At 70.7% G+C, this 19,094-nt stretch carries 15 protein-coding genes; 10 read left to right on the top strand and 5 right to left on the bottom strand.

What is annotated here, in order from left to right; all coding sequences use genetic code 11:
• The first annotated feature begins 42 nt into the window (after window positions 1–42).
• The 5 genes from ACWA15_RS08760 (at window position 43) to ACWA15_RS08740 (ending at window position 6,621) form a co-directional block, all read left to right on the top strand.
• Complete coding sequence (locus ACWA15_RS08760; RefSeq protein WP_464059236.1) at window positions 43–1,236, top strand: peptidoglycan-binding domain-containing protein; 1,194 nt, start codon at window positions 43–45, stop codon at window positions 1,234–1,236.
• Entirely contained in the window at window positions 1,233–1,901 is a 669-nt protein-coding gene (locus tag ACWA15_RS08755) for an ABC transporter ATP-binding protein (RefSeq protein WP_464059235.1), read from the top strand. The genes ACWA15_RS08760 and ACWA15_RS08755 overlap by 4 nt, the downstream gene beginning before the upstream one ends.
• Complete coding sequence (locus ACWA15_RS08750) at window positions 1,901–2,995, top strand: FtsX-like permease family protein (protein WP_464059233.1); 1,095 nt, start codon at window positions 1,901–1,903, stop codon at window positions 2,993–2,995. Before ACWA15_RS08755 ends, ACWA15_RS08750 begins: the two co-directional genes overlap by 1 nt.
• A gap of 362 nt (window positions 2,996–3,357) precedes the next feature.
• Window positions 3,358–6,258: a MobF family relaxase gene (gene mobF, locus ACWA15_RS08745; protein WP_464059231.1), complete on the top strand. Its 2,901-nt coding sequence runs from the start codon at window positions 3,358–3,360 to the stop codon at window positions 6,256–6,258.
• 39 nt (window positions 6,259–6,297) lie between these two features.
• Window positions 6,298–6,621 carry a hypothetical protein gene (locus ACWA15_RS08740; RefSeq protein ID WP_464059230.1) on the top strand — a complete coding sequence of 108 codons (324 nt, stop codon included), beginning with the start codon at window positions 6,298–6,300 and terminating at the stop codon, window positions 6,619–6,621.
• A gap of 348 nt (window positions 6,622–6,969) precedes the next feature.
• Here the strand turns inward: ACWA15_RS08740 and ACWA15_RS08735 are convergent, their stop codons facing one another.
• Complete coding sequence (locus ACWA15_RS08735) at window positions 6,970–8,298, bottom strand: MFS transporter (protein WP_464059229.1); 1,329 nt, start codon at window positions 8,296–8,298, stop codon at window positions 6,970–6,972.
• Window positions 8,299–8,534: 236 nt separating this feature from the next.
• Window positions 8,535–9,437: a helix-turn-helix domain-containing protein gene (locus tag ACWA15_RS08730; protein ID WP_464059228.1), complete on the bottom strand. Its 903-nt coding sequence runs from the start codon at window positions 9,435–9,437 to the stop codon at window positions 8,535–8,537.
• A 247-nt stretch (window positions 9,438–9,684) separates the two neighbouring features.
• Between ACWA15_RS08730 and ACWA15_RS08725 the strand changes: the two genes are divergently transcribed.
• The 3 genes from ACWA15_RS08725 (at window position 9,685) to ACWA15_RS08715 (ending at window position 13,552) form a co-directional block, all read left to right on the top strand.
• Window positions 9,685–10,731, top strand: a complete 1,047-nt coding sequence (locus tag ACWA15_RS08725) for an NAD(P)-dependent alcohol dehydrogenase (RefSeq protein WP_464059227.1) — start codon at window positions 9,685–9,687, stop codon at window positions 10,729–10,731.
• A gap of 19 nt (window positions 10,732–10,750) precedes the next feature.
• Window positions 10,751–11,299, top strand: coding sequence for a cyclophilin-like fold protein (locus tag ACWA15_RS08720; RefSeq protein ID WP_464059226.1), 549 nt, complete (start codon window positions 10,751–10,753; stop codon window positions 11,297–11,299).
• A 153-nt stretch (window positions 11,300–11,452) separates the two neighbouring features.
• Window positions 11,453–13,552: an MMPL family transporter gene (locus ACWA15_RS08715; protein WP_464059224.1), complete on the top strand. Its 2,100-nt coding sequence runs from the start codon at window positions 11,453–11,455 to the stop codon at window positions 13,550–13,552.
• Here the strand turns inward: ACWA15_RS08715 and ACWA15_RS08710 are convergent.
• Both ACWA15_RS08710 and ACWA15_RS08705 read right to left on the bottom strand, forming a co-directional pair.
• Complete coding sequence (locus ACWA15_RS08710; RefSeq protein ID WP_464059222.1) at window positions 13,539–14,171, bottom strand: hypothetical protein; 633 nt, start codon at window positions 14,169–14,171, stop codon at window positions 13,539–13,541. The genes ACWA15_RS08715 and ACWA15_RS08710 overlap by 14 nt on opposite strands.
• A 130-nt stretch (window positions 14,172–14,301) precedes the next feature.
• Complete coding sequence (locus ACWA15_RS08705) at window positions 14,302–14,868, bottom strand: TetR/AcrR family transcriptional regulator (protein ID WP_464059220.1); 567 nt, start codon at window positions 14,866–14,868, stop codon at window positions 14,302–14,304.
• A 61-nt stretch (window positions 14,869–14,929) separates the two neighbouring features.
• On the opposite strand from ACWA15_RS08705, the gene ACWA15_RS08700 reads away from it, so the two are divergent.
• Entirely contained in the window at window positions 14,930–16,564 is a 1,635-nt protein-coding gene (locus ACWA15_RS08700; protein ID WP_464059219.1) for an FAD-binding protein, read from the top strand.
• A gap of 223 nt (window positions 16,565–16,787) precedes the next feature.
• Window positions 16,788–17,558: a metal-dependent hydrolase gene (locus tag ACWA15_RS08695; protein WP_464059217.1), complete on the top strand. Its 771-nt coding sequence runs from the start codon at window positions 16,788–16,790 to the stop codon at window positions 17,556–17,558.
• Window positions 17,559–17,659: 101 nt separating this feature from the next.
• Here the strand turns inward: ACWA15_RS08695 and pyk are convergent, their stop codons facing one another.
• The gene (pyk, locus tag ACWA15_RS08690; RefSeq protein WP_464059216.1) at window positions 17,660–19,078 is read right to left on the bottom strand and encodes a pyruvate kinase; all 1,419 of its coding nucleotides are present in this window, start codon (window positions 19,076–19,078) and stop codon (window positions 17,660–17,662) included.
• Between the last annotated feature and the right edge of the window lie 16 nt (window positions 19,079–19,094).

Raw genomic sequence — 19,094 nt, 5'->3', positions numbered from 1 at the left:
AGCCTTTCATCTCGTGTCGTCGGCGTCGATCGTGGTCGTGCTGTGAGGCGCGTCCGGCTCGTGGCGACCGTCGCCGTGGTGTCCGTGGCATTGGGCTCGGTGTTCGGGTGGGCTGCCAGCTCGCTGTTCAGCCCGCCGCCGCCTCTGCCTGCGGGGGCGGCATTCTCGGTCGTCGAGGTCAGCGAGGGTGAGCTCTCCCGTACGGTCGCCATCAACGCGGCGGCATCGTGGTCTGGTGGCGACCAGCTGGTCAACCAGTCTGCGGGTGTGCTGACGCAACGGCTCATCGCCAGTGGCGAGACGGTGAGCTCTGGCGATGTCGTGTACACGGTCGGTCTCTCGCCGGTGGCGGTGGCCGTGGGGGACGTGCCCGCGTTCCGCGACCTGGCGCTGGGGGCGCGCGGGGCCGACGTGAGCCAGCTCCAGCAGATGCTCGTCGAGACCGGTCACCGCAGCCAGGCTCCGGACGGTGTTCTGGGCCCAGCCACCCTCGCGCAGTACAAGGCGTGGCAGCGGGCCTCTGGGATCTCGGTGACCGACTCGGCACCTCTGGGCAGCCTGCTGTTCGTGAGCTCGTTGCCCGCAGTCGTCGGCTGGGCTGACGTCGCCGAACCGAGCGCGGACGGCTCACCCGGACCGGACGTCAAGGGCGTGGTGGGTGCCACCCTCGCGCCTGGGGACGCGGTGGCACGGTTCCTGCCGCCGGTGCCAGCGTTCTCGATCGACCTCCCCCCGGGTCAGCGCCGGCTGGTCGACGCCGGGATGCCCGTCACGCTCGGTCTCGGTGAGCACCAGTGGCAGGCGGTGATCGAGGCGATCGCGGCGCCGCGCGAGGACGGCTCAGCGAAGGCGACTCTCGCACCGGTCGAAGGCGCGCAGAGCATCTGCGGTGAGGACTGCCGCGCGGTCCCCATCGCGGGAGCAGGGTCGATCGGGGCGACGATCACTGTCCTGGCCCCGACGCCGGGACTGATCGTGCCCAGCGCCGCCCTCGCGGTGGCCGCGGACGGTTCGACGGCCGTGGTGAGCGCCGAGGGCCAGACCATCCCTGTCACGGTGACCGCCATCGTCGGGGGCCAGGCGCTCATCGAGGGCGTGCCGGTCGGCACCGAGGTCCGGGCCTCAGGTGGCGACGGAGCCAGCGTGCCTCAGCCCGGAACCGGGTCCGGGGAGCCGGGCCCCACCAGCCCTGCCCCCACCGCCCCCGAACCGGGCGAGGGCGAGCCGGACCAATGAGCGATGCGCGTCTTGTCGCCGACGAGGTGAGCTTCGGCTACACCCGCAGCGGCCCGCTGATCGTCGAAGGCTGGTGCGCCGAGTTCCCCGCCGGGAGCGTCTCGGCGATCAGCGGTCCCTCCGGGTGCGGGAAGTCGACGCGGCTCTACCTGCTGGCCCTGATGCTCAGGCTCCACTCCGGTGCCATCCAGCTGTCCGGACGACGGGTCGACGCGCTGCCTGATGCCCAACGTTCTCGGACCAGGGCAGAGCAGTTCGGGTTCGTCTTCCAGGACGCGGCCCTCGACCCGACTCGGACCGTGCTGGCCAACGTGCTCGAGACGGCCCTCTACCGCGGCAGCGACCCTCGCGCGCTGCGAGGCCGGGCTGCCGAGCTGCTGTCCACGATGGGGGTGGACGTGCCGCCGCAGCGTCTTCCCGGCCAGATCTCGGGAGGTCAGGCACAGCGCATCGCGCTGTGCCGGGCGCTGGTGGGCTCCCCGTCGGTGGTCTTCGCCGACGAACCCACCGGCAACCTCGACCCGGACACCACCGACACGGTGCTGGACATGCTGCGCCACCAGGCCGACCAGGGCGCCGCCGTCATCGTCATCACCCACGACCGGCGGGTCGCGGCCTGGGCTGACGTCCGACACACCCTCGCCGCCCCCGCAGGAGTGTCCTGATGCCCCTTGTCGCGTGGCTTCGAGAGGTTGGCGCCTCCGCGCTCAGCCAGCGCGTGAGCACCGCGATGACCCTGCTGTTCGTGCTCAGCGCCACCGCCGTCGTCATCGTCACCGCGGGCCGAGCCGCGGGGGCAGAAGCCGCGGTTCTGGCCGACGTCGACGCTGTGGGGACGCGCACCCTCACCGTGCGGGTGACCGCACCCCACGACGACTTCAGTGCCGGGCTCGTCGACCGGATCGCCGCCCACCACGATGTCGTCGACGAGGTCACCGGTTTTGGGTCGGTCACCGACGTCACCGCGACCGAGGGGAGCGCACCGGTCGCGATGAGGACGGTGTACGGGTCCCTGGGCGGGGTACCGGTGGCGCCCTTGGCTGCCGTGGCCGGGACGGCGCAGGCCGTGGCCACCTCGGACGCGGTCACCACCCTCGGGCTGCTCGCCGGCCGAGGGTCGGTCTACGGCACCGACGGGACCGAGACGCTCATCACCGGTGACGTCGAGCTGCCCGCCCACCTGGCATCGATGGACCCAGTCGTCCTCGTCCCAGGCCAGGGCCACGCAACCGAACCCTTGGCGGTCATCACCCTCGTCGCGCACAAGCCGGCAGACCTCCCGCTGATCACCGACCTGGTCACCGACGCCCTGAGCGACCTCGACCCCGCCACCGTCAAGATCGAGACCTCTCAACGGCTGGCGGACCTGCGCGCAGTCCTCGAGGGGCAGCTGACCCGCCAGAGCCACACCCTGGTCCTGGGTATCCTCGTCGGCTCCGCCTTCGCCATCATGGTCAACGTGTGGAGCCTCGCACTGACGCGCCGCAAGGACTTCGGCCGCCGTCGGGCCCTCGGGGCGACCAGGACGATGATCGTGGGCCTGGTCACCGGGCAGGTCGCGATCATCGCCACCGTGGGCGCCATCGCTGGCGTCGCCACCGGCACGGCGGTGATCGCCGTCACCGGCGACCCGCTGCCACCGGCCAGCTACCTCACCGCAGTTGCCGCCGCCTTCATCACCGCCTCGATCGCCACGGCCGCCGTCCCCGCCGTGTGGGCCGCCAACCGCGACCCCCTCACCGAGCTGCGCGTGCCCTGAGCCGTGAGCCGTGAGGCTGGCTTCGGGCAGGGGAAAAGCTCAGGTCCCACGCCTGCGTGATGTGGACGCTCAAGAGCTCGGCCCGCCGCGCTGCGCCTGGGCGGAGCAGCCGCGGGTCCTGCGTGCGCCGGCGCCCTGCTTGAACGCTCGCTCCTTCGCCTCCGCGGACAGCCTGAGCGGGGGGTTGTCCTCTGGGGTATCGCCCTCGAACAGGGGCAGGAGCACCGTCGACTCATCAGAGGCAACCGCAGTGCCTTGGACGATGTATCGCTTTCGTGTCTGGGCGTCGCAACCACGTCTTGCGCCACCTTCCGCACACCTACACCTAGGAGGCCTCGACGCGGACGGGGGTGGTGGCAGTGATGTCGATGCACAAGCTCGTCGCCGGCGACGGGTACGCCTACCTGACCCGCCAGGTCGCCGCCGGCGATGCCGGCCTGGAACCGGGTACGTCGCTGACTGCCTACTACGAAGCCACCGGCAACCCGCCAGGGCGTTGGTACGGAGCGGGCCTGGCGGCCTTGGGAACCGAGCCTGTCCACCAGCTGAGGGCCGGCGACCGCGTGACGGAGGAGACGATGGCTGCGGTGTTTCGCGACGGCCACGACCCCCTCACCGGCGAACCGCTCGGCCGGAGCTTCCAGAGCGAAAGCGCCGTGGTCGGGTTCGACCTGACCTTCACCGCGCTCAAGTCCGTGTCGGTGCTGTGGGGGTTGGCCGACGATGCGACCCGCGCAACCGTCTACTCCGCCCACCGCGCGGCGCTGGACCAGTCGTTGGCGTTCGTCGAGCGCACGGTCATCCGCACCCGGGTCGGAGAGGGCGGGTGCCGTCAGGTCAGGACCCGGGGGATGATCACGGCGGCCTTCGACCACTGGGACACCAGGGCCGGGGACCCGAACCTGCACACCCATGTCGTGCTCGCCAACAAGGTCCAGGGCCCTGACGGGTGCTGGCGGTCCCTGGACGGCAAGAGCGTCTACGCGGCCGTGGTCACGGTCTCCGAGCTGTACGACACGCTGCTAGCCGACGAGCTCGCCCGGCGCCTGCCCGTGGCATTCTCCCGGCGTGATCGTGGGCCGCGGCGCAACCCGGCGTTCGAGCTCGACGGCATCGGTGATGACGTCCTGGCCTTGTTCTCCGCCCGCGCCGAGCAGATCCACTGCGCCGAGGTGGACTGGGCGGCCACGTTCGCGGCCACGCACGGCCGGGCGCCGACTCGGGTGGAGACGACCCGTGCGCGCCAGCACCTGGCCCGGGCGACCCGCCCACCCAAGACCGTCCGACCGGTGCGAGAGCTCTTCGCGGAATGGGCGAACCGGGCCCGCGCCCTGACCGGGATCGAGCCGGTCGATCTGGCCGCCCGGGCACTCGCTGGGACCTACGGGCGCCCCTTGCACTCCCACGACGTCGGCCCTGAGGTCCGCGCCGCGATGGTCGCTCAGATCCTCCAGGACGTCTCGACGAAGCGGTCCGTCTGGACGACGTGGAACCTGGGCGCGGCCGCACTGCGGGCGTCCCGGCCGCTGCGGATGGCCGACCCCGAGGAGCGCCTGCACCTGCTCAACGACCTCACCGGGCAGGCCGCCGCGGGGTGCGTGCACCTGGACGACACCCGCGACCCCGAGCGGTGCCGCGTCGGAGAGTCCCTGTTCACCTCCACCGAGCTCCTCGCCGCCGAGAAGTCCCTCATCGACGCCACCACCACCCCGGCGCACCTCCCCCGCGCGCTCGAAGACCTGCGGAACCCGTCGGTGCGGATCCGCGTAGCCCTGGACGCCCTCACCGCCGACCAGCGCCTCGCCGCCGAAGCGGTCCTGACCTCACCCCACCTGCTCGACGCCCTCGTCGGACCAGCCGGGTCGGGCAAGACCACCACACTCGCCGCGGTGACAGCGGCATGGCGTACTACCGGCGGACCCGTCCTGGGCCTTGCCCCGTCCGCCACCGCCGCCCACGCCCTGCAGGAGTCTCTCGGCGTCCCGTGTCAGACGACCGCGAAGTGGCTCTACGAGTCCGTCGGACCCGGCGCCCGCACCCGCGCCGGCGCCTACACGCGCGCCATCGAGACGGAAGCGGACTCGTCGGACTACTTCACGCGCCGCGACGCCCGCGGCTCCGCGTGGCAGGCCCGCGCCGAGCAAGACGCCTGGCGCTTGACCCCGGGGCAGCTCGTCATCATCGACGAGGCGTCTCTGGCCGACACCCGCATCCTGGCAGCGATCGTTGCCCAAGCCCGCGCCGCCAATGCCCGGGTGCTCCTGGTCGGTGACCACCTGCAGCGCGGGTCGGTGGACGCCGGCGGGATGTTCGCGATGCTCGCCCGCCGCGGACCCACCGCCGAGATCACCTCCCTGTGGCGGTTCACCCACCCCTGGGAGGCGCGCGCCAGCCTCGAGCTGCGCCGCGCGCACCCGGGCGTCCTGGACACCTACGACGCCCACGGAGCGATCTGCGACGGCACCCGATCCGAGATGCTCACCGCGGCGCTGGCCGCCTGGACCGATGCCCGCGAGCACGGCCACACCGCCGTGCTGGCAGCTGCCGACAAGGACACGGTGCGCGATCTGAACGACGCCGCCCGGACTGCCGGGGTCCACGCGGGCACTGTCAGCCGCGAGGGCATCGAGCTGCACGACGGGCTGCTCGCCGGGGTCGGCGACCGCATCGTCACCCGCCACAACAACCGCCGCCTGCACACGCCGGACGGGTTCGTCCGCAACGGCGCACTGTGGGACGTCGTCGCCATCGGCTCCGACGGGTCGCTTGACGTCCACTGCGCCGACGCCGCCGGCGACCTCGACCGCGGCAGCCAGGCCGTGGTGCGGTTGCCCGCCGACTACGTCGTCGAGCACGTCGAGCTCGGCTACGCCACCACCACCGCGCGGGTCCAAGGCATCACAGTCGACCAGACCCACACCATCGCCGCCCCGGGTATGGCCCGTGAAGACCTCTACGTCGGGATGTCCCGCGGGCGAGACCTCAACCGCGTGTACGTCGTCACCGACGCCATCGGTGACGAGTGCCTCCCCGACACCGCTGCACCCGCACGATCAGCGCTGGAGGTCCTGCGGGAGGTCCTCGCGACGTCCCACGTCGAGCAGAGCGCCACCGAGACCTGGGACACCTACCACCCCGACGAGCCGCCACCGATCCCGCCCGTCCACCCGCGCGACGACGACGGCATGGGCGCACCCCGCACCGCGCCGCCCACCCTCTCCCCACCGAGCCGGTACGACGCGCCGGCCATCGAACGAAGCTGACCGTCACCCGGAACCGCCCGACCGCGAGAGGACTCACCGATGAGCGAACCACTCCCCGACCGAACCTTCAGCCCCGAAGAGGTCGCCCAGACCCTGGGCACCTCGCCGTGGTGGGTCCGCGAACAGGCCCGGGCCGGCCGCGCGGACCACCTGCGCGTGGGCAAGGGCCGGATCCGGTTCACCGACGCCCAGGTCGCCGCCCTCGTCGACCGCGTGACGGTCCACGAGGACGCCTCGCTCAGCGAACGCCACCCCGTGGCGGTCGACGCGTCGGTCCTCGGCGCCACGGTCCGTTCCCTCGGTGCCCACCGGTCCCCTCGCTCCTACCGTTCCCCCGCACCACCGTCCCGGGAGGCACACTGAGGCCACAAAACCCCATCCCCCATGGGGACACGACCGACCTATCGGCTGCAAGGTTTCCGACAGGTCCCAACGTCACCGCAGATCAACGATCTGCGGTACCAACCTATGGACAAGAATCTCAGTATTTGGAGACTTCGAATCCCACCCGGGGCACCACTCTGACCTGCAAAAACGCAAGCCTTCTCCCCACGTGGGGACAGAGCTTCCCCATGAGCGCGATGGACTCATAGCGAGCATCGAGAAACGCGTTCGCGGAGATGGCACTGTGGCCTACCGCATCACCTGGCTCGACCCCACGCAGCCCGGCAGCCCTCGCCGACCCGATCCGTGACGCGACCGGAGCAAGGCTCAGCGAGCTCCCGACGTCTCAAGAGCAGGTGTAGCGGGCACCGAGGTGAGCGAGCCGTGTTCGTCGCCACCGTGGCCGCCGTGCGGACCGCGGTCGTCGAAGAAGCAATATGCCATTCCGGCGAGGACCACGAGCGCGGCTGCTCCAGACGGAATCGCCAGGGCGGCAGCGCTGCCGAAGTGCTCGCCGACGACACCCGTGACGGCCGACCCGAGCGACTGTCCGACGATGACGGCGGAGCCGAGGATCGTCATGACGGTCGTCGACCGTCCGGCCGGGCTGAGCGTCGACCCGATGCTGTACTGCGTCACGAGGGTGGGCCCCACACCGATGCCGATGACGGCGAGCGCCACGATGAGGTGGTTGACCGACCCTGCGAACGGCAGCGTGATCGTGCCGGCGAGGATCAGGGTGGAGAAGACGAGCCAACGGGCGCGCAGCGTGAACCCTGCGGGGAACAGGGCCACAGCGAGGGCGAGAGCCGCCGAGCCCACGCCCATGACGCCGTAGACCAGCCCGGCGCGCTCGGGAGCGCCTTGGTCGTTCATGAAAGCAGTGAGCGAGGTGAGCGTCGCGCCGAAGAAGAGCCCGATTCCGAGGATCCCGACGACCACGGACACGAGCCCAGGGTGCGCCAGGCTGCGCAGTGGAGCGGCCTCGGGCCCGTCGTCCTCCATGCCCTGTACCGTGCTCGTGGGGTGCAGGGCGAATGCCGTGACGAACACGACGGTGAGGACGCCGGCGGCCACGAGCGGCAGCCACGGCGCGACCACGGAGGCGAGCAGCCCCACGAGGAACGGCCCGACGACGAACACCGTCTCGTCGGCGGCGGACTCGTACGCCATCGTCGAGTTGAAGCTACGGACCCGGCGCGCCGGCGCGAGCCGCTCGGAGATGATGCGGACGAGGCGCGTCCGCGACATCGGGCCGATCTGCGGTGCGGTGGTGCCGATGAGGAAGGCGACGGCGAGGACCGCCGCGTTCGACAGCGTGGAGTTCACCGCCCAGGCGAAGCCTGCGAGCAGGAGGCCGTTGGCTGCTCCGGCCGGGAGCAGGACCGCGCGCTGGCCGAACCGGTCGGCTGCGGCGCCGAGCAACGGCCCGACGACCGCGGTCCCGAGGCCCACCATCGCGGAGGACAGGCCTCCGAACGACAGGGATCCACGGGCGGAGACGACTACGGTGAGGACTCCGACGACCATCATCGCGAACGGCAGCCGTGCGATGAACGCGATCGGGAAGTAGAACAGGCCGGTGTGACGCACGAGCGGGGAGGATGACGCCTCGGAGAGTGGTGCTCCGGACAGTGATTCGTGGGTGTTCTTCATGGCCTCTGCGGACGACCACAGCCGGGGCTGCGATAGCTCTGGTGCCGCCGTCGTCCCGTCGGCAGGAGGCCGACAGCCGGTAGATACACGTTGACGAGTCTTACGGCACGACCTCGATCGGTGCGCCTGCTGTCGGCCACGGTACCAGCCATCGGCCTCCGGCGAGGGGCGCAGTGGCCGGGATCACCCGCTCGCCAGGCACCCGGGCCCCGCTTTCAGCCTTGCGACCGCGCCGTTCAGGCGAAGGTGGATCTCCCCGACTCGTTGGCCTCACCGGCGTGCTCGTCGGCCCGCGTCGCCGCCCACGCCGAGAGCAGCTGGAGTGCATCGGCGGACGGTGTTCCGGGGATCGCGTTGTAGATGGTCAGCGTGTGTCCTGGGTCGCTGGGCAGGTCGACGGAGTGATAGGACAGCTCGAAGGCTCCGACGGCGGGGTGCAGGAAGTGCTTCGTGCCGGCGTGGTGCAGGCGCACCTCGTGTGCGGCCCAGAGGATGCGGAACTCCTCGCTGCGCGTGGCAAGGTCCCCCACCAGGGCCGACAGTGCACGGCTGCGCGGGTGGCGCCCGGCAGCCAACCGCAGCTGCGCGACGGCCACCCGCGCGGCCCCGTCCCAGTCCGGGAAGAGGTCTCGGGAATCGGGGTTCATGAAGGTGAACCGTGCGAAGTTGGGCCGTGCGTCACCGGTGGCGTCCAGCATCGGTGAGTAGATCGCGCGGGCGAGGTGGTTCATCGCGGTGACGTCCAGGAAGGGGCTGACGACGAACGCACCCGCCTCGGTCATGGCGTCGACCATCCATTGCAGGCTCGGTCGCGGGGCTGCACCGCCCGGACGAGGGCGGCCCGTGGTGCGCGTGCCCCGTGCGCCGGCACGCACGAGGTCGAGGAGGTGGGTGTGCTCAGCTTCGTCCAGCTCGAGCGCCCGGGAGACCGCCTCGAGGACCGAGTCGGACGGGTTGGCGACCTTGCCCTTCTCCAGACGCGTGTAGTAGTCCGTGGACACTCCCGCGATCATCGCGAGCTCCTCGCGGCGCAGCCCTGGCACGCGGCGCGACCCGAACGAGGCGATGCCAGCATGCTCAGGGGTGATCCGCCCGCGGCGGCTCATGAGGAAGTCACGTAGTTCGTCACGAGGGTCCATGGGACAAGCGTAGGCAGTGGGTCCCGAGACAGACAGGGGTCCGTCAGGCACCCCTCTACGGAGGTCGACCGACCTTGCAGGCGACACCACCTCGCGCGGGAGGGGCAACGCGGTCAGGCCTGCGGGGGGTGCAGCAGGGCCCCCCACGCTGCTGGCGCCTCACGGTCGTCGGGCTACACCATGGAGTCAGGCCTGGGCCGCACCTCGCGCCCTCGCCGCCCCCCACCGTCGACACCCTGGAGCACCCATGCCCACCACCGTGAACGCCTACGCCGCGACAGCTCCCGACCAGCCGCTGACGCGCACCACCATCGAGCGTCGCGACGTCGGCCCGCACGATGTCCGCATCGACATCAAGTTCTCCGGCGTGTGCCACTCCGACATCCACACCGCCCGTGGCGAGTGGGGGCCGGTGCCCTACTCGCTGGTCACCGGGCACGAGATCGCCGGTGTCGTCGCCGAGGTCGGCCCGGAGGTGACGACGTTCGCTGTCGGAGACCGCGTGGGTGTCGGATGCATGGTCAACTCCTGCGGTGAGTGCGCGCAGTGCGCCAAGGGCCAGGAGCAGTACTGCCTGCAGGGGATGACCGGCACCTACGGGGCCCTCGATCGTGACGGCACGAACACACAGGGCGGCTACTCCCAGCAGGTGGTCGTCACCGAGAGCTTCGTTCTGCGGATCCCGGACGGCATCGCTCTCGAGGTCGCCGCTCCGCTCCTGTGCGCGGGCATCACCACGTACTCCCCGCTGCGGCACTGGGGCGCCGGTCCCGGCACGAAGGTCGCCGTGGTCGGCTTGGGCGGCTTGGGTCACATGGCCGTCCAGCACGCCCACGCGATGGGTGCCGATGTCACCGTGCTCTCTCAGACGTTGAAGAAGCAGGAAGACGGTCTGCGCCTCGGGGCCGACCGCTACTTCGCCACCAGCGACCCCGACACCTTCACGGCACTCGCTGGCCAGTTCGATCTGATCGTCAACACCGTCAGCGCCTCGATCGACCTGGACGCGTACCTGTCGCTGCTCGAGGTCGACGGAACCTTGGTGAACGTCGGCGCACCCGCCCACCCGCTGCCCGTGCAGGTGTTCTCGCTGATCCCCTTCCGGCGCTCGTTCGCAGGGTCAGCGATCGGCTCCATCGCCGAGACCCAGGAGATGCTCGACTTCTGCGCGGAGCACGGCTACGGCGCTGAGGTCGAGGTCATCGCGGCAGACACGATCAACGAGGCCTGGGAACGGGTGCTCGCCTCTGACGTGCGGTACCGGTTCGTGATCGACGCCGCCACGCTGGCCTGACCGCCCCAAGCCCAGGCCGATGACCCTCGCCCCCGCACCGGTCCACCCCACTCTGTGCCGCCTGGGGCTGGCCGTCCTCGGCACCGCCCTGGCGTGGAGCCTGGTCGCCTGCGCCACCACCCCCGAACCGACGGAACCGACCATGACCACACCAGCCGCAGCAGGCACCCCGAGCGATCCTCCCACCGCGACACCGGACACCACCCCGGAGACGACCGGCATCCACGTGGTCGTCGGCGAGACGGTGCTGCACGCGACCTTGTGGGACAACGCTGCCGCACGCTCTCTGCTCAACCAGCTCCCCCTGACGCTGCCCGTCCAGGACTTCGCGCAGCAGGAGAAGACCAGCACCCCACCGCGCCCGCTGTCCATGGACGGGATGCCCGCCGGAGACGACCCCGAACCGCTCGACGTCGGCTACTACGCCCCCGACGGCGTCCTCGTCTTCTACTACGCGGACGTTGGCTACGTCACCGGCATCGCGCGCCTCGGGCACTTCGACACCCCCATCGACGCCCTGGTCGACCTGGCGGACGGAACCACGGTCACGATCGAGCTCGCGCCGTGAGCACGACACGCTGACCGCCCCGCAAGGTGGCCGCTCTGGCCATATCCGCGCTGACGAACGACGCCACGCTTCTGCCAGTTGCCGGTCCCCACGCACGGTGCCAGCATTGAATGATCGTGAATCCGACATTCCCTCTCCTGGGAAGGCGCGCCCATGTTCGCCTGGATCGCCCGGACGGTCATCTCCCACCCGTGGCGCGTGATCAGCGTCTGGGCGCTCTTCGCTGCCGCCGCTGTCGTCTTCACCCCGAGCCTGGACGACTACACCACCGGCAACCAGCAGTCCTTCCTGCCGGACTCCTTCGAGTCGGTGCAGGCCCAGGACGCCGGCACCACCTATTTCCCTGCACAGTCCGGGGCGACCGGGAGCCTCGTCGTGGTCCGCACCGACGGCGCCGCCCTGTCTGCCGCGGACCAGACGACAGTGTCGACCCTCGCGACGACGCTGCAGGGTGAGGCGATCCCGGGGGTGCTGTCCGTCCAGGCCACCCCGCAGTCGGTGTCGCAGGACGGCACGACCGCCGCCCTCTCGGTCGCCTTCGACGGCCAGCCCGGCGACGAGCAGGTCGACGCCGCCGTGCCCGACCTCCGGGACGCGGCCGACACTGCCCTCGACGGGACCGGCCTGACCAGTGCGCTCACCGGGAACGCCGCGATCGGGGTGGACACCACCGCTGCCTACGACTCGGCCGAGCGGACCATCACGATCGCCACCGTGGTGCTCATCGTGGTGCTGCTCGGACTCGTCTTCCGCAGCCCCGTCATCGCGGTCATCCCGATCCTCGTGATCGGCGTGGTGCTCATGGTCGTCACCGGCCTCACCGCGCTGCTCGCGGACCTGCTCGACTTCCAGGTGAGCAACACCCTGCAGCCCATCCTCGTCGTGGTGCTGTTCGGGGTCGGCACCGACTACATCGTGTTCCTGCTGTTCCGCTATCGCGAGCACCTGCGCCGGGGAGAGTCGCACACCGAGGCGCTCGAGTTCTCCGTGCGCGTGGTGGGCAAGGTGGTCGCCTCGTCCGCGCTCACCGTCATCGGTGCCTTCGCGGCTCTGCTCTTCGCCCGGCTGGAGTCCCTGAGCACGCTCGCCCCCGGCCTGATCGTGGCGGTCGCGGTCATGCTGGTGACTGCCCTCACGCTGGTGCCCGCCCTGTTCGTCCTGCTCGGTGCGCGACTGTTCTGGCCGTTCGGACCCGGCAAGGAGGCCGCGCGCAGCCCGTTCGCGGCGGTGGGGACCACGACGGCGCGCCGTCCGGTGGTGCCCGCTCTCGCCGTCGGCGTCGTGCTCGTGGGCCTCGCCTTCTTCGCCCCGGGATTCCAGGCCACCTACAACACGCTCGACGAGCTGCCTCCGGACACCGCCTCCCGGCAGGCCTTCACCACGCTCGACGCCGCGTTCCCGGCCGGAGCCCTCAGCCCGACCCAGGTCTACGTGGTGGGGACAGCCCCGCTCGACCCGGCCGCGCTGACGACACTGGCCACCACGTTGTCCGCGGTGCCCGGGGTCACCACTGTCGCACCACCACAGACGACGACCGACGGCACCGCCGCGCTGATCACCGTCGTGCTCGCCGACGACCCGTACTCCGACGCCGCGATGTCCACGGTCGAGGGTCCGCTGCGCGCGGCGGCCGACGGGTCTGTCCCGGGCGCTCAGGTCTACGTCGGAGGGCAGACGTCGGCGTTCGTCGACGTGCGCGACCAGCTGCAGGCGGACACGACTCGGGTGTTCCCGATCGCGGCGGCGATCATCGTGGTGATCCTGGCCGTGCTGCTGACCTCGGTGCTCGCCTCGATCAACCTGCTTGTCTGTGTCGCGCTCACCTTTGCCGCGACCCTCGGCGCGGTGGTTCTGCTGTACCTGCACGCGCTGGACTACACCGGTATCGACTTCTCGATCCCCATCGTGCTGTACCTGTTCGTCGTGGCGATCGGCACGGACTACAACATCCTCATCGCTGCACGCATGCACGAGGAGTACCGCGGCGGTGCCGACCCGCGCGAGGCCGCCCGGATCGCGATCACCCACGACGCCCCCACGGTCGCGGCGGCGGGGATCATCCTGGCCTGCACCTTCGCCTCGCTCATGCTCACCGGGATCGCGAACCTCGCCCAGCTCGGGTTCGGCGTCGCGGTGGGCATCGTCATCGCCGCCTTCCTCATGGCACCGCTGCTGGTCCCCGCGCTGTCCGCGCTCCAAGGCCGCGCCTTCTGGTGGCCGACGCGCCGGGCCGGCGACCTCACGCGGTCGTGATCGGCTGCCCCAGGGCGATGACGACCCCCGCGACGAGGCCGATCGCTGCCAGCACGAGCAGCGCCACGCGGGTCCGCACGTACTCGAACCGCTCGGCGATCGCGGCGAAGAACAGGACCACCGCGAACAGCAGGGTGGTCAGGGTGTAGACGTCGGAGTCGGTGTTGGCCTGCTCCCCGGCCGCGAAGAGCGCATCGGCTCGGGCCTCAAGCTCAGCGGCGTTGCGGTCAGGCTCGAGCTCGTACTCGGGCATCACCAGCGGGCTGTGCGGCGCGTCCGCGTTGTGCAACGGATCGAGGGCCTCCCATGCCAGGAAGGCGACCTCGAACTCCGGCCGGAACCGCTGGCGGTAGAAGTCGGCGATCACCTCTTCCCCGGAGAGGGTCGCGTCGATGTAGTTCTCGAACACCGTGAGGTCGGCGATCCGGAACTGATTGCCCGCGCTGCGCTGCTGCGCCGCATTCGTCCGCGCCCCGGACGCCTGGGTGTAGCTGCTGGACTGGATGCCGTCCCAGAGCGAGGCCTGATATCCGCTCCACGCCGTCGCCAGCGCGGTCAGCCCGAGGAGCACGACGACGACGAGCTCCGACCACCGTCCGGTCTCTGTCTCGTCGCTCATCGGAGAGTCCTCACTCATCGATTCCGGCTGCAGGGCGAGCGTCGCCACCTCAGTACACACCTGCACCCACCACCCGGCAACGGGGCGGCCACAGGGCGGCGGCCCGCTGCGCAGCGCCGGTCCCGGAGACCTACGAACTCAGGTGCGCCAGCCCCACCATCTCCAGGACCCGCGCGACCGAGCGGGCGGCCTCCGCGTCGTCGTGCGCGGTGACGACGACGCCGTAGACCGTCCGCTGGACGAGGACCAGGTCGTCCACCGTGAGGGTCGCCGGGGCCGCACCGGCCTGCTGGGCCCGGGCCAGCAGCGGCTCGATCATCCGGCGCAGGCGTGCCCCGCCGTCGTAGTCCGACTGGGTCCGGCGCGCGTCGACGACCATCTCGACGAATGCGGCGTCGGTGATCGTCAGGTCGACGAGGCACTGCCAGAACCGGCCGAAGGCGCCGGCGTCCTGCACCGCGGCGATCGTCTCGAGGGCGCCGAAGTTGACCTCGAAGACGGCGTGCGCCAGGTCCAACCGCGTGGGGAAGTGCCGGTAGAGCACCCCTTGCCCGACGCCGGCCTCCCGCGCGATCGCGCTCAGCGGCACCCGGTAGCCGCGGTCGGCGAAGAGCCGCCGTGCGGCCTGCAGGATCGCGCGCCGGTTCTCCGGCGCCGCCGCAGGACCTCGGTTGCTTCGCTCTGGCCTGACTCCCATGCGCACCACTATAGTGATCTGGACAACGTTGTCCGGTTCGAGGTGGGAGCAGCCCGTGTCTATGTCTTTCGATCACAGCTTTGACGTGGTGGTGGTGGGAACCGGGGGCGCGGCCTTCGCGACCGCGCTGGCCGCCGCCGATGACGGCTTGAGCGTCCTCCTGCTCGAGAGCACCGACAGGTGGGGTGGCAGCACCGCCATGTCGGGGGGTGGCATGTGGCTGCCGAACAACCCGCTCATGCAGCGCGACCGCATCGGGGACTCCCGCGAGGAGGCCCTCACCTACATGGACGCCTCGATCGGTGAGGTCGGCAGGTCCACGTCCGCCGCGCGGAAGGCAGCCTTCGTCGACGGTGTCGCTGACTTCGTCACGACGGCGGAGAAGCACGGCATGGTCTTCGCCCGGGCCACCGACTACCCCGACTACTACCCCGAGCACCCCGGCGGCAAGATCGGCCGCAGCATCGAGGTGAAGCCGTTCAACACCAAGAAGCTCGGCAGCCTGTACGCCTCCCTGCGCATCCTCATGCCGTTGCCGATCAAGACGGACGACGTGTGGCTGCTGGCCCGCGCCTGGTCGACCCCCTCAGGCTTCGTCCGCGGCGCCCAGCTGACCTTCCGCATCCTGGGCGGCATCCTGCGCGGCCAGCGGCTGGTCGGGATCGGCGCAGGCCTCGTCGCGTCGTTCGGGCACGCGGTCCTGGTGAACAACAAGGTGCCGCTGTGGCTGAGCTCCCCGGTCGAGGAGCTCGTCCTCGACGGCGACCGGGTGACCGGCGTCAGAGTCACCAAAGACGGGCGCAGCGTGACCGTCGGGGCCACCCGGGGCGTCATGCTCGCCGGTGGAGGCTTTGACCACAACACGCAGTGGCGCCAGAAGTACCAGGGCGTCGACGGCTACCCGTCCGGCAACCCGGGCAACCTCGGTCACCCGATCCAGATGGGCCAGGACGCCGGCGCCGCGGTCGAGCTCATGGACGACGCCTGGTGGGGCGCCTCGATCGCCCCGGTCGAGGGCGGCGAGCCGAGCTTCCTCGTCGGCGAGCGGTCACTGCCCTACTCGATCATCGTCGACGCCGAGGGAGCCCGCTTCGCCAACGAGGCGGAGTCCTACGTGGACCTCGGCCACCACATGCTCTCCCACGACACCGACGGCGCGTACTGGTTCATCCTCGACTCCCGGCACGCCAAGCGCTACCTGCGTTCCTTCGCCCTCGACCCGCGCGCCAACAAGGCGATGAAGGAGCAGGGCATCCTCGTCAAGGCCGACACCCTCGCGGACCTGGGCCGCGAGCTCGGGCTCGACGAGGCGACGTTCCGCGCCACGATCGAACGGTTCAACGGCTTCGCCCGAGCCGGGCGCGACCAGGACTTCAGCAAGGGCGACTCCGCCTACGACCGCTACTACGGCGACCCGACCGTCCACCCGAACCCCTGCCTCGGTCCGATCGAGAAGGGCCCGTTCATCGCGTACAAGCTCGTCGTCGGTGACCTGGGGACCAAGGGCGGTGTGCTCACCGACCTGGACGGCCGGGTGCTGCGCGAGGACGGGTCGGTGATCGAGGGGCTCTACGCCGCGGGCAACACCTCCGCCTCGGTCATGGGCAACACCTACCCCGGTCCCGGCTCGACCATCGGTCCGGCCGTCGTGTTCGGCATGCGTGCCGCCCGGCACATGGCGCGCCCGACGGCGTAGTCGACGCCGACACGACAACGGCCCCCGGTGATCGACCGAGCACCGGGGGCACCGGCGTGTGACGTGTGCCCACCAGATTGACTTGTTCGAACGCGCGTACGTAGCCTGATTCTTTCAGGCAGCACCGACGGACAGAGACCATCATCACGCGTTCGACCCACCCCGCTCACCCGCCCGCTCCCCTGCCCACGACCGTCGGGCACCCGGCCCCCGGACGCCCCTCATGATGGGCGCGCACCACGCGATCTCCGGCTCGGCGGCCTGGGTCGCGGTCGCCGGCACCGGCCCCCTCATGCTCGGCCTCTACCCCGTGTCCGACTCCGGCCTCATCATCGGCGCCGTCGTCTGCGCCGGCGCGGCCCTGCTGCCCGACGCCGACCACCACTCCGGGACCATCTCGAACTCCCTGCCCCCGCTGTCGAAGATCGTCACCCGGGTCGTCGCGACTCTCAGCGGCGGCCACCGCAACGCCACGCACGGGCTGCTCGCTGTCCCCCTCGCCGTCCTCCTCGCCGTCGGCGCAGGGCTGGTCGGACTGGAGACGGAGACCTTCGGCCGGGTCGCGGTGGGCGCCGGGGTGCTCTCGCTGCTGCTCGTCGCCTACGCCGCGAAGGCCCTCAAGATCACCAACGACGGCAGCTGGCTGCGCTCGTGGGGCATCGCCCTCGTCGTGTCCACCCTCGTCACCCTGTACGCCCCGCAGGAGTGGGAATGGCTGCCGATCGCCGTCGGGCTCGGGGTCGCCGTGCACATCGCCGGCGACCTGCTCACCACGGGCGGGATCCCCGTGCTGTGGCCGCTGCGCCCGCGTCCCCCGCGCTGGTGGCGCCGGACCCAGCTGCTCAACGACCTGTGGCTGCCCACCGGGCGGATCGCCCTGCCGGTGCTCGGGGACACCGGGTCACGCCGCGAGTGGGCCGTGGCGATCCCGATGACCGTCTACGCGGGCTACGGCTCGCTCGTCGCCCTCGCCGGCCTGCTCCAGGGCGCCTGAGCCCCGGTCCACCCACGACGAAGCCCTCGCCTCCTGTGCAGGAGGCGAGGGCTTCGTCGTCGGGCAGGATCACCGGCTGGTCAGGTGACCAGCGTCGGTGCTCAGACCTCGTCGCCGATGCGGTGCACGAGGATCGAGTTGGTCGTGCCGGAGACGCCGACCGGTGCGCCGGAGACGACAACCACGAGGTCGCCGATCTCGGCAAGGCCGTTGGCCTGCAGGGTCGTGTCGACCTGGCGGACCATCGCGTCGGTGCTGTCGACCGAGGGAACCTCGTAGGACTGCGTGCCCCAGGTCAGGGACAGGACGCTGCGGACGTCGCTGCGCGGGGTGAACGCGAGCAGCGGCAGCGCCGAGCGCAGACGGGACATCCGACGCGCGGAGTCGCCGGACTGGGTGAAGGTCACGAGGTACTTGACGCCGAGGATCTCACCGATCTCGGCGGCGGCACGCGTGATCGCTCCACCGCGGGTGTGCGGCGTCGACCCGAGGGGGGCGATCCGCTCGCGGCCGAGCTCCTCGGTGCTCTCGATGATGCGTGCCATGACGCGCACGGCCTCGATCGGGTAGTCACCGACGCTCGTCTCACCGGAGAGCATGACGGCGTCTGCACCGTCGAGGACGGCGTTGGCGCAGTCCGAGGCCTCGGCGCGGGTCGGGCGGGGAGCGGTGATCATCGACTCGAGGACCTGGGTGGCCACGATGACCGGCTTCGCGGCGCGGCGAGCGAGCTCGATCGCACGCTTCTGCACGAGCGGAACCTGCTCGAGGGGGAGCTCGACGCCGAGGTCACCACGGGCGACCATGATGCCGTCGAAGGCGTCGATGATCTCGACGAGGTTCTCCACTGCCTGCGGCTTCTCGATCTTGGCGATGACGGGAAGGACGCGGCCTTCCTCCTCCATGATGCGACGCACGTCGTCGTAGTCGACCGCGCTGCGCACGAAGGACAGGGCGATGATGTCCGCACCCAGGCGCAGGGCCCAGCGCAGGTCAGCCTCGTCCTTGTCGGACATGGCCGGGACGGAGACGGCGACACCGGGGAGGTTGAGGCCCTTGTTGTTGGAGACGGGTCCGGAGACCTCGACGCGGGTGACGACCCGGGGGCCCTCGACCGCGATGACACGGACGAGGACACGGCCGTCGTCGATGAGGATCGGGTCGCCGACGCGGGCGTCGTTGGGGAGGCCCTTGTGCGTGGTGGAGACGAGCTCCTTGGTGCCCACGACGTCTTCGGTCGTGATGGTGAACGTGTCACCGACGTTGAGCCACTGCTTCTCGTCGTTCAGGAAGCGGCCAAGACGGATCTTGGGGCCCTGGAGGTCGACGAGGACGGCGACCGAACGGCCGGAGGCCTTCGCGGCCGCACGCACGTTGTGGTAGACGGCTTCGTGCTCTGAGGGCTCCCCGTGGCTACGGTTGATCCGGGCGACGTCCATTCCGGCGTCGACCAGGTTCTGCAGCTGCTCGAGGGAGGCGGTTACGGGTCCGATGGTGCAAACGATCTTTGCTCTGCGCATAGCTCCAGCCTAGTTG

The sequence above is a fragment of the Sanguibacter sp. TS_SC_8 genome, from assembly GCF_055361235.1.
This window is presented reverse-complemented; position numbering and strand designations above follow the sequence as displayed.

Excerpts from the sequence above, each read along its gene's own strand:
- ACWA15_RS08755 (WP_464059235.1), top strand. The coding sequence starts at position 1,233 with ATGAGCGATGCGCGTCTTGTCGCCGACGAGGTGAGCTTCGGCTACACC.
- ACWA15_RS08750 (WP_464059233.1), top strand. The coding sequence starts at position 1,901 with ATGCCCCTTGTCGCGTGGCTTCGAGAGGTTGGCGCCTCCGCGCTCAGC.
- mobF (WP_464059231.1), top strand. The coding sequence starts at position 3,358 with ATGTCGATGCACAAGCTCGTCGCCGGCGACGGGTACGCCTACCTGACC.
- ACWA15_RS08740 (WP_464059230.1), top strand. The coding sequence starts at position 6,298 with ATGAGCGAACCACTCCCCGACCGAACCTTCAGCCCCGAAGAGGTCGCC.
- ACWA15_RS08735 (WP_464059229.1), bottom strand. The coding sequence starts at position 8,298 with ATGAAGAACACCCACGAATCACTGTCCGGAGCACCACTCTCCGAGGCG.
- ACWA15_RS08730 (WP_464059228.1), bottom strand. The coding sequence starts at position 9,437 with ATGGACCCTCGTGACGAACTACGTGACTTCCTCATGAGCCGCCGCGGG.
- ACWA15_RS08725 (WP_464059227.1), top strand. The coding sequence starts at position 9,685 with ATGCCCACCACCGTGAACGCCTACGCCGCGACAGCTCCCGACCAGCCG.
- ACWA15_RS08720 (WP_464059226.1), top strand. The coding sequence starts at position 10,751 with ATGACCCTCGCCCCCGCACCGGTCCACCCCACTCTGTGCCGCCTGGGG.
- ACWA15_RS08715 (WP_464059224.1), top strand. The coding sequence starts at position 11,453 with ATGTTCGCCTGGATCGCCCGGACGGTCATCTCCCACCCGTGGCGCGTG.
- ACWA15_RS08710 (WP_464059222.1), bottom strand. The coding sequence starts at position 14,171 with ATGAGCGACGAGACAGAGACCGGACGGTGGTCGGAGCTCGTCGTCGTC.
- ACWA15_RS08705 (WP_464059220.1), bottom strand. The coding sequence starts at position 14,868 with ATGGGAGTCAGGCCAGAGCGAAGCAACCGAGGTCCTGCGGCGGCGCCG.
- ACWA15_RS08700 (WP_464059219.1), top strand. The coding sequence starts at position 14,930 with ATGTCTTTCGATCACAGCTTTGACGTGGTGGTGGTGGGAACCGGGGGC.
- ACWA15_RS08695 (WP_464059217.1), top strand. The coding sequence starts at position 16,788 with ATGATGGGCGCGCACCACGCGATCTCCGGCTCGGCGGCCTGGGTCGCG.
- pyk (WP_464059216.1), bottom strand. The coding sequence starts at position 19,078 with ATGCGCAGAGCAAAGATCGTTTGCACCATCGGACCCGTAACCGCCTCC.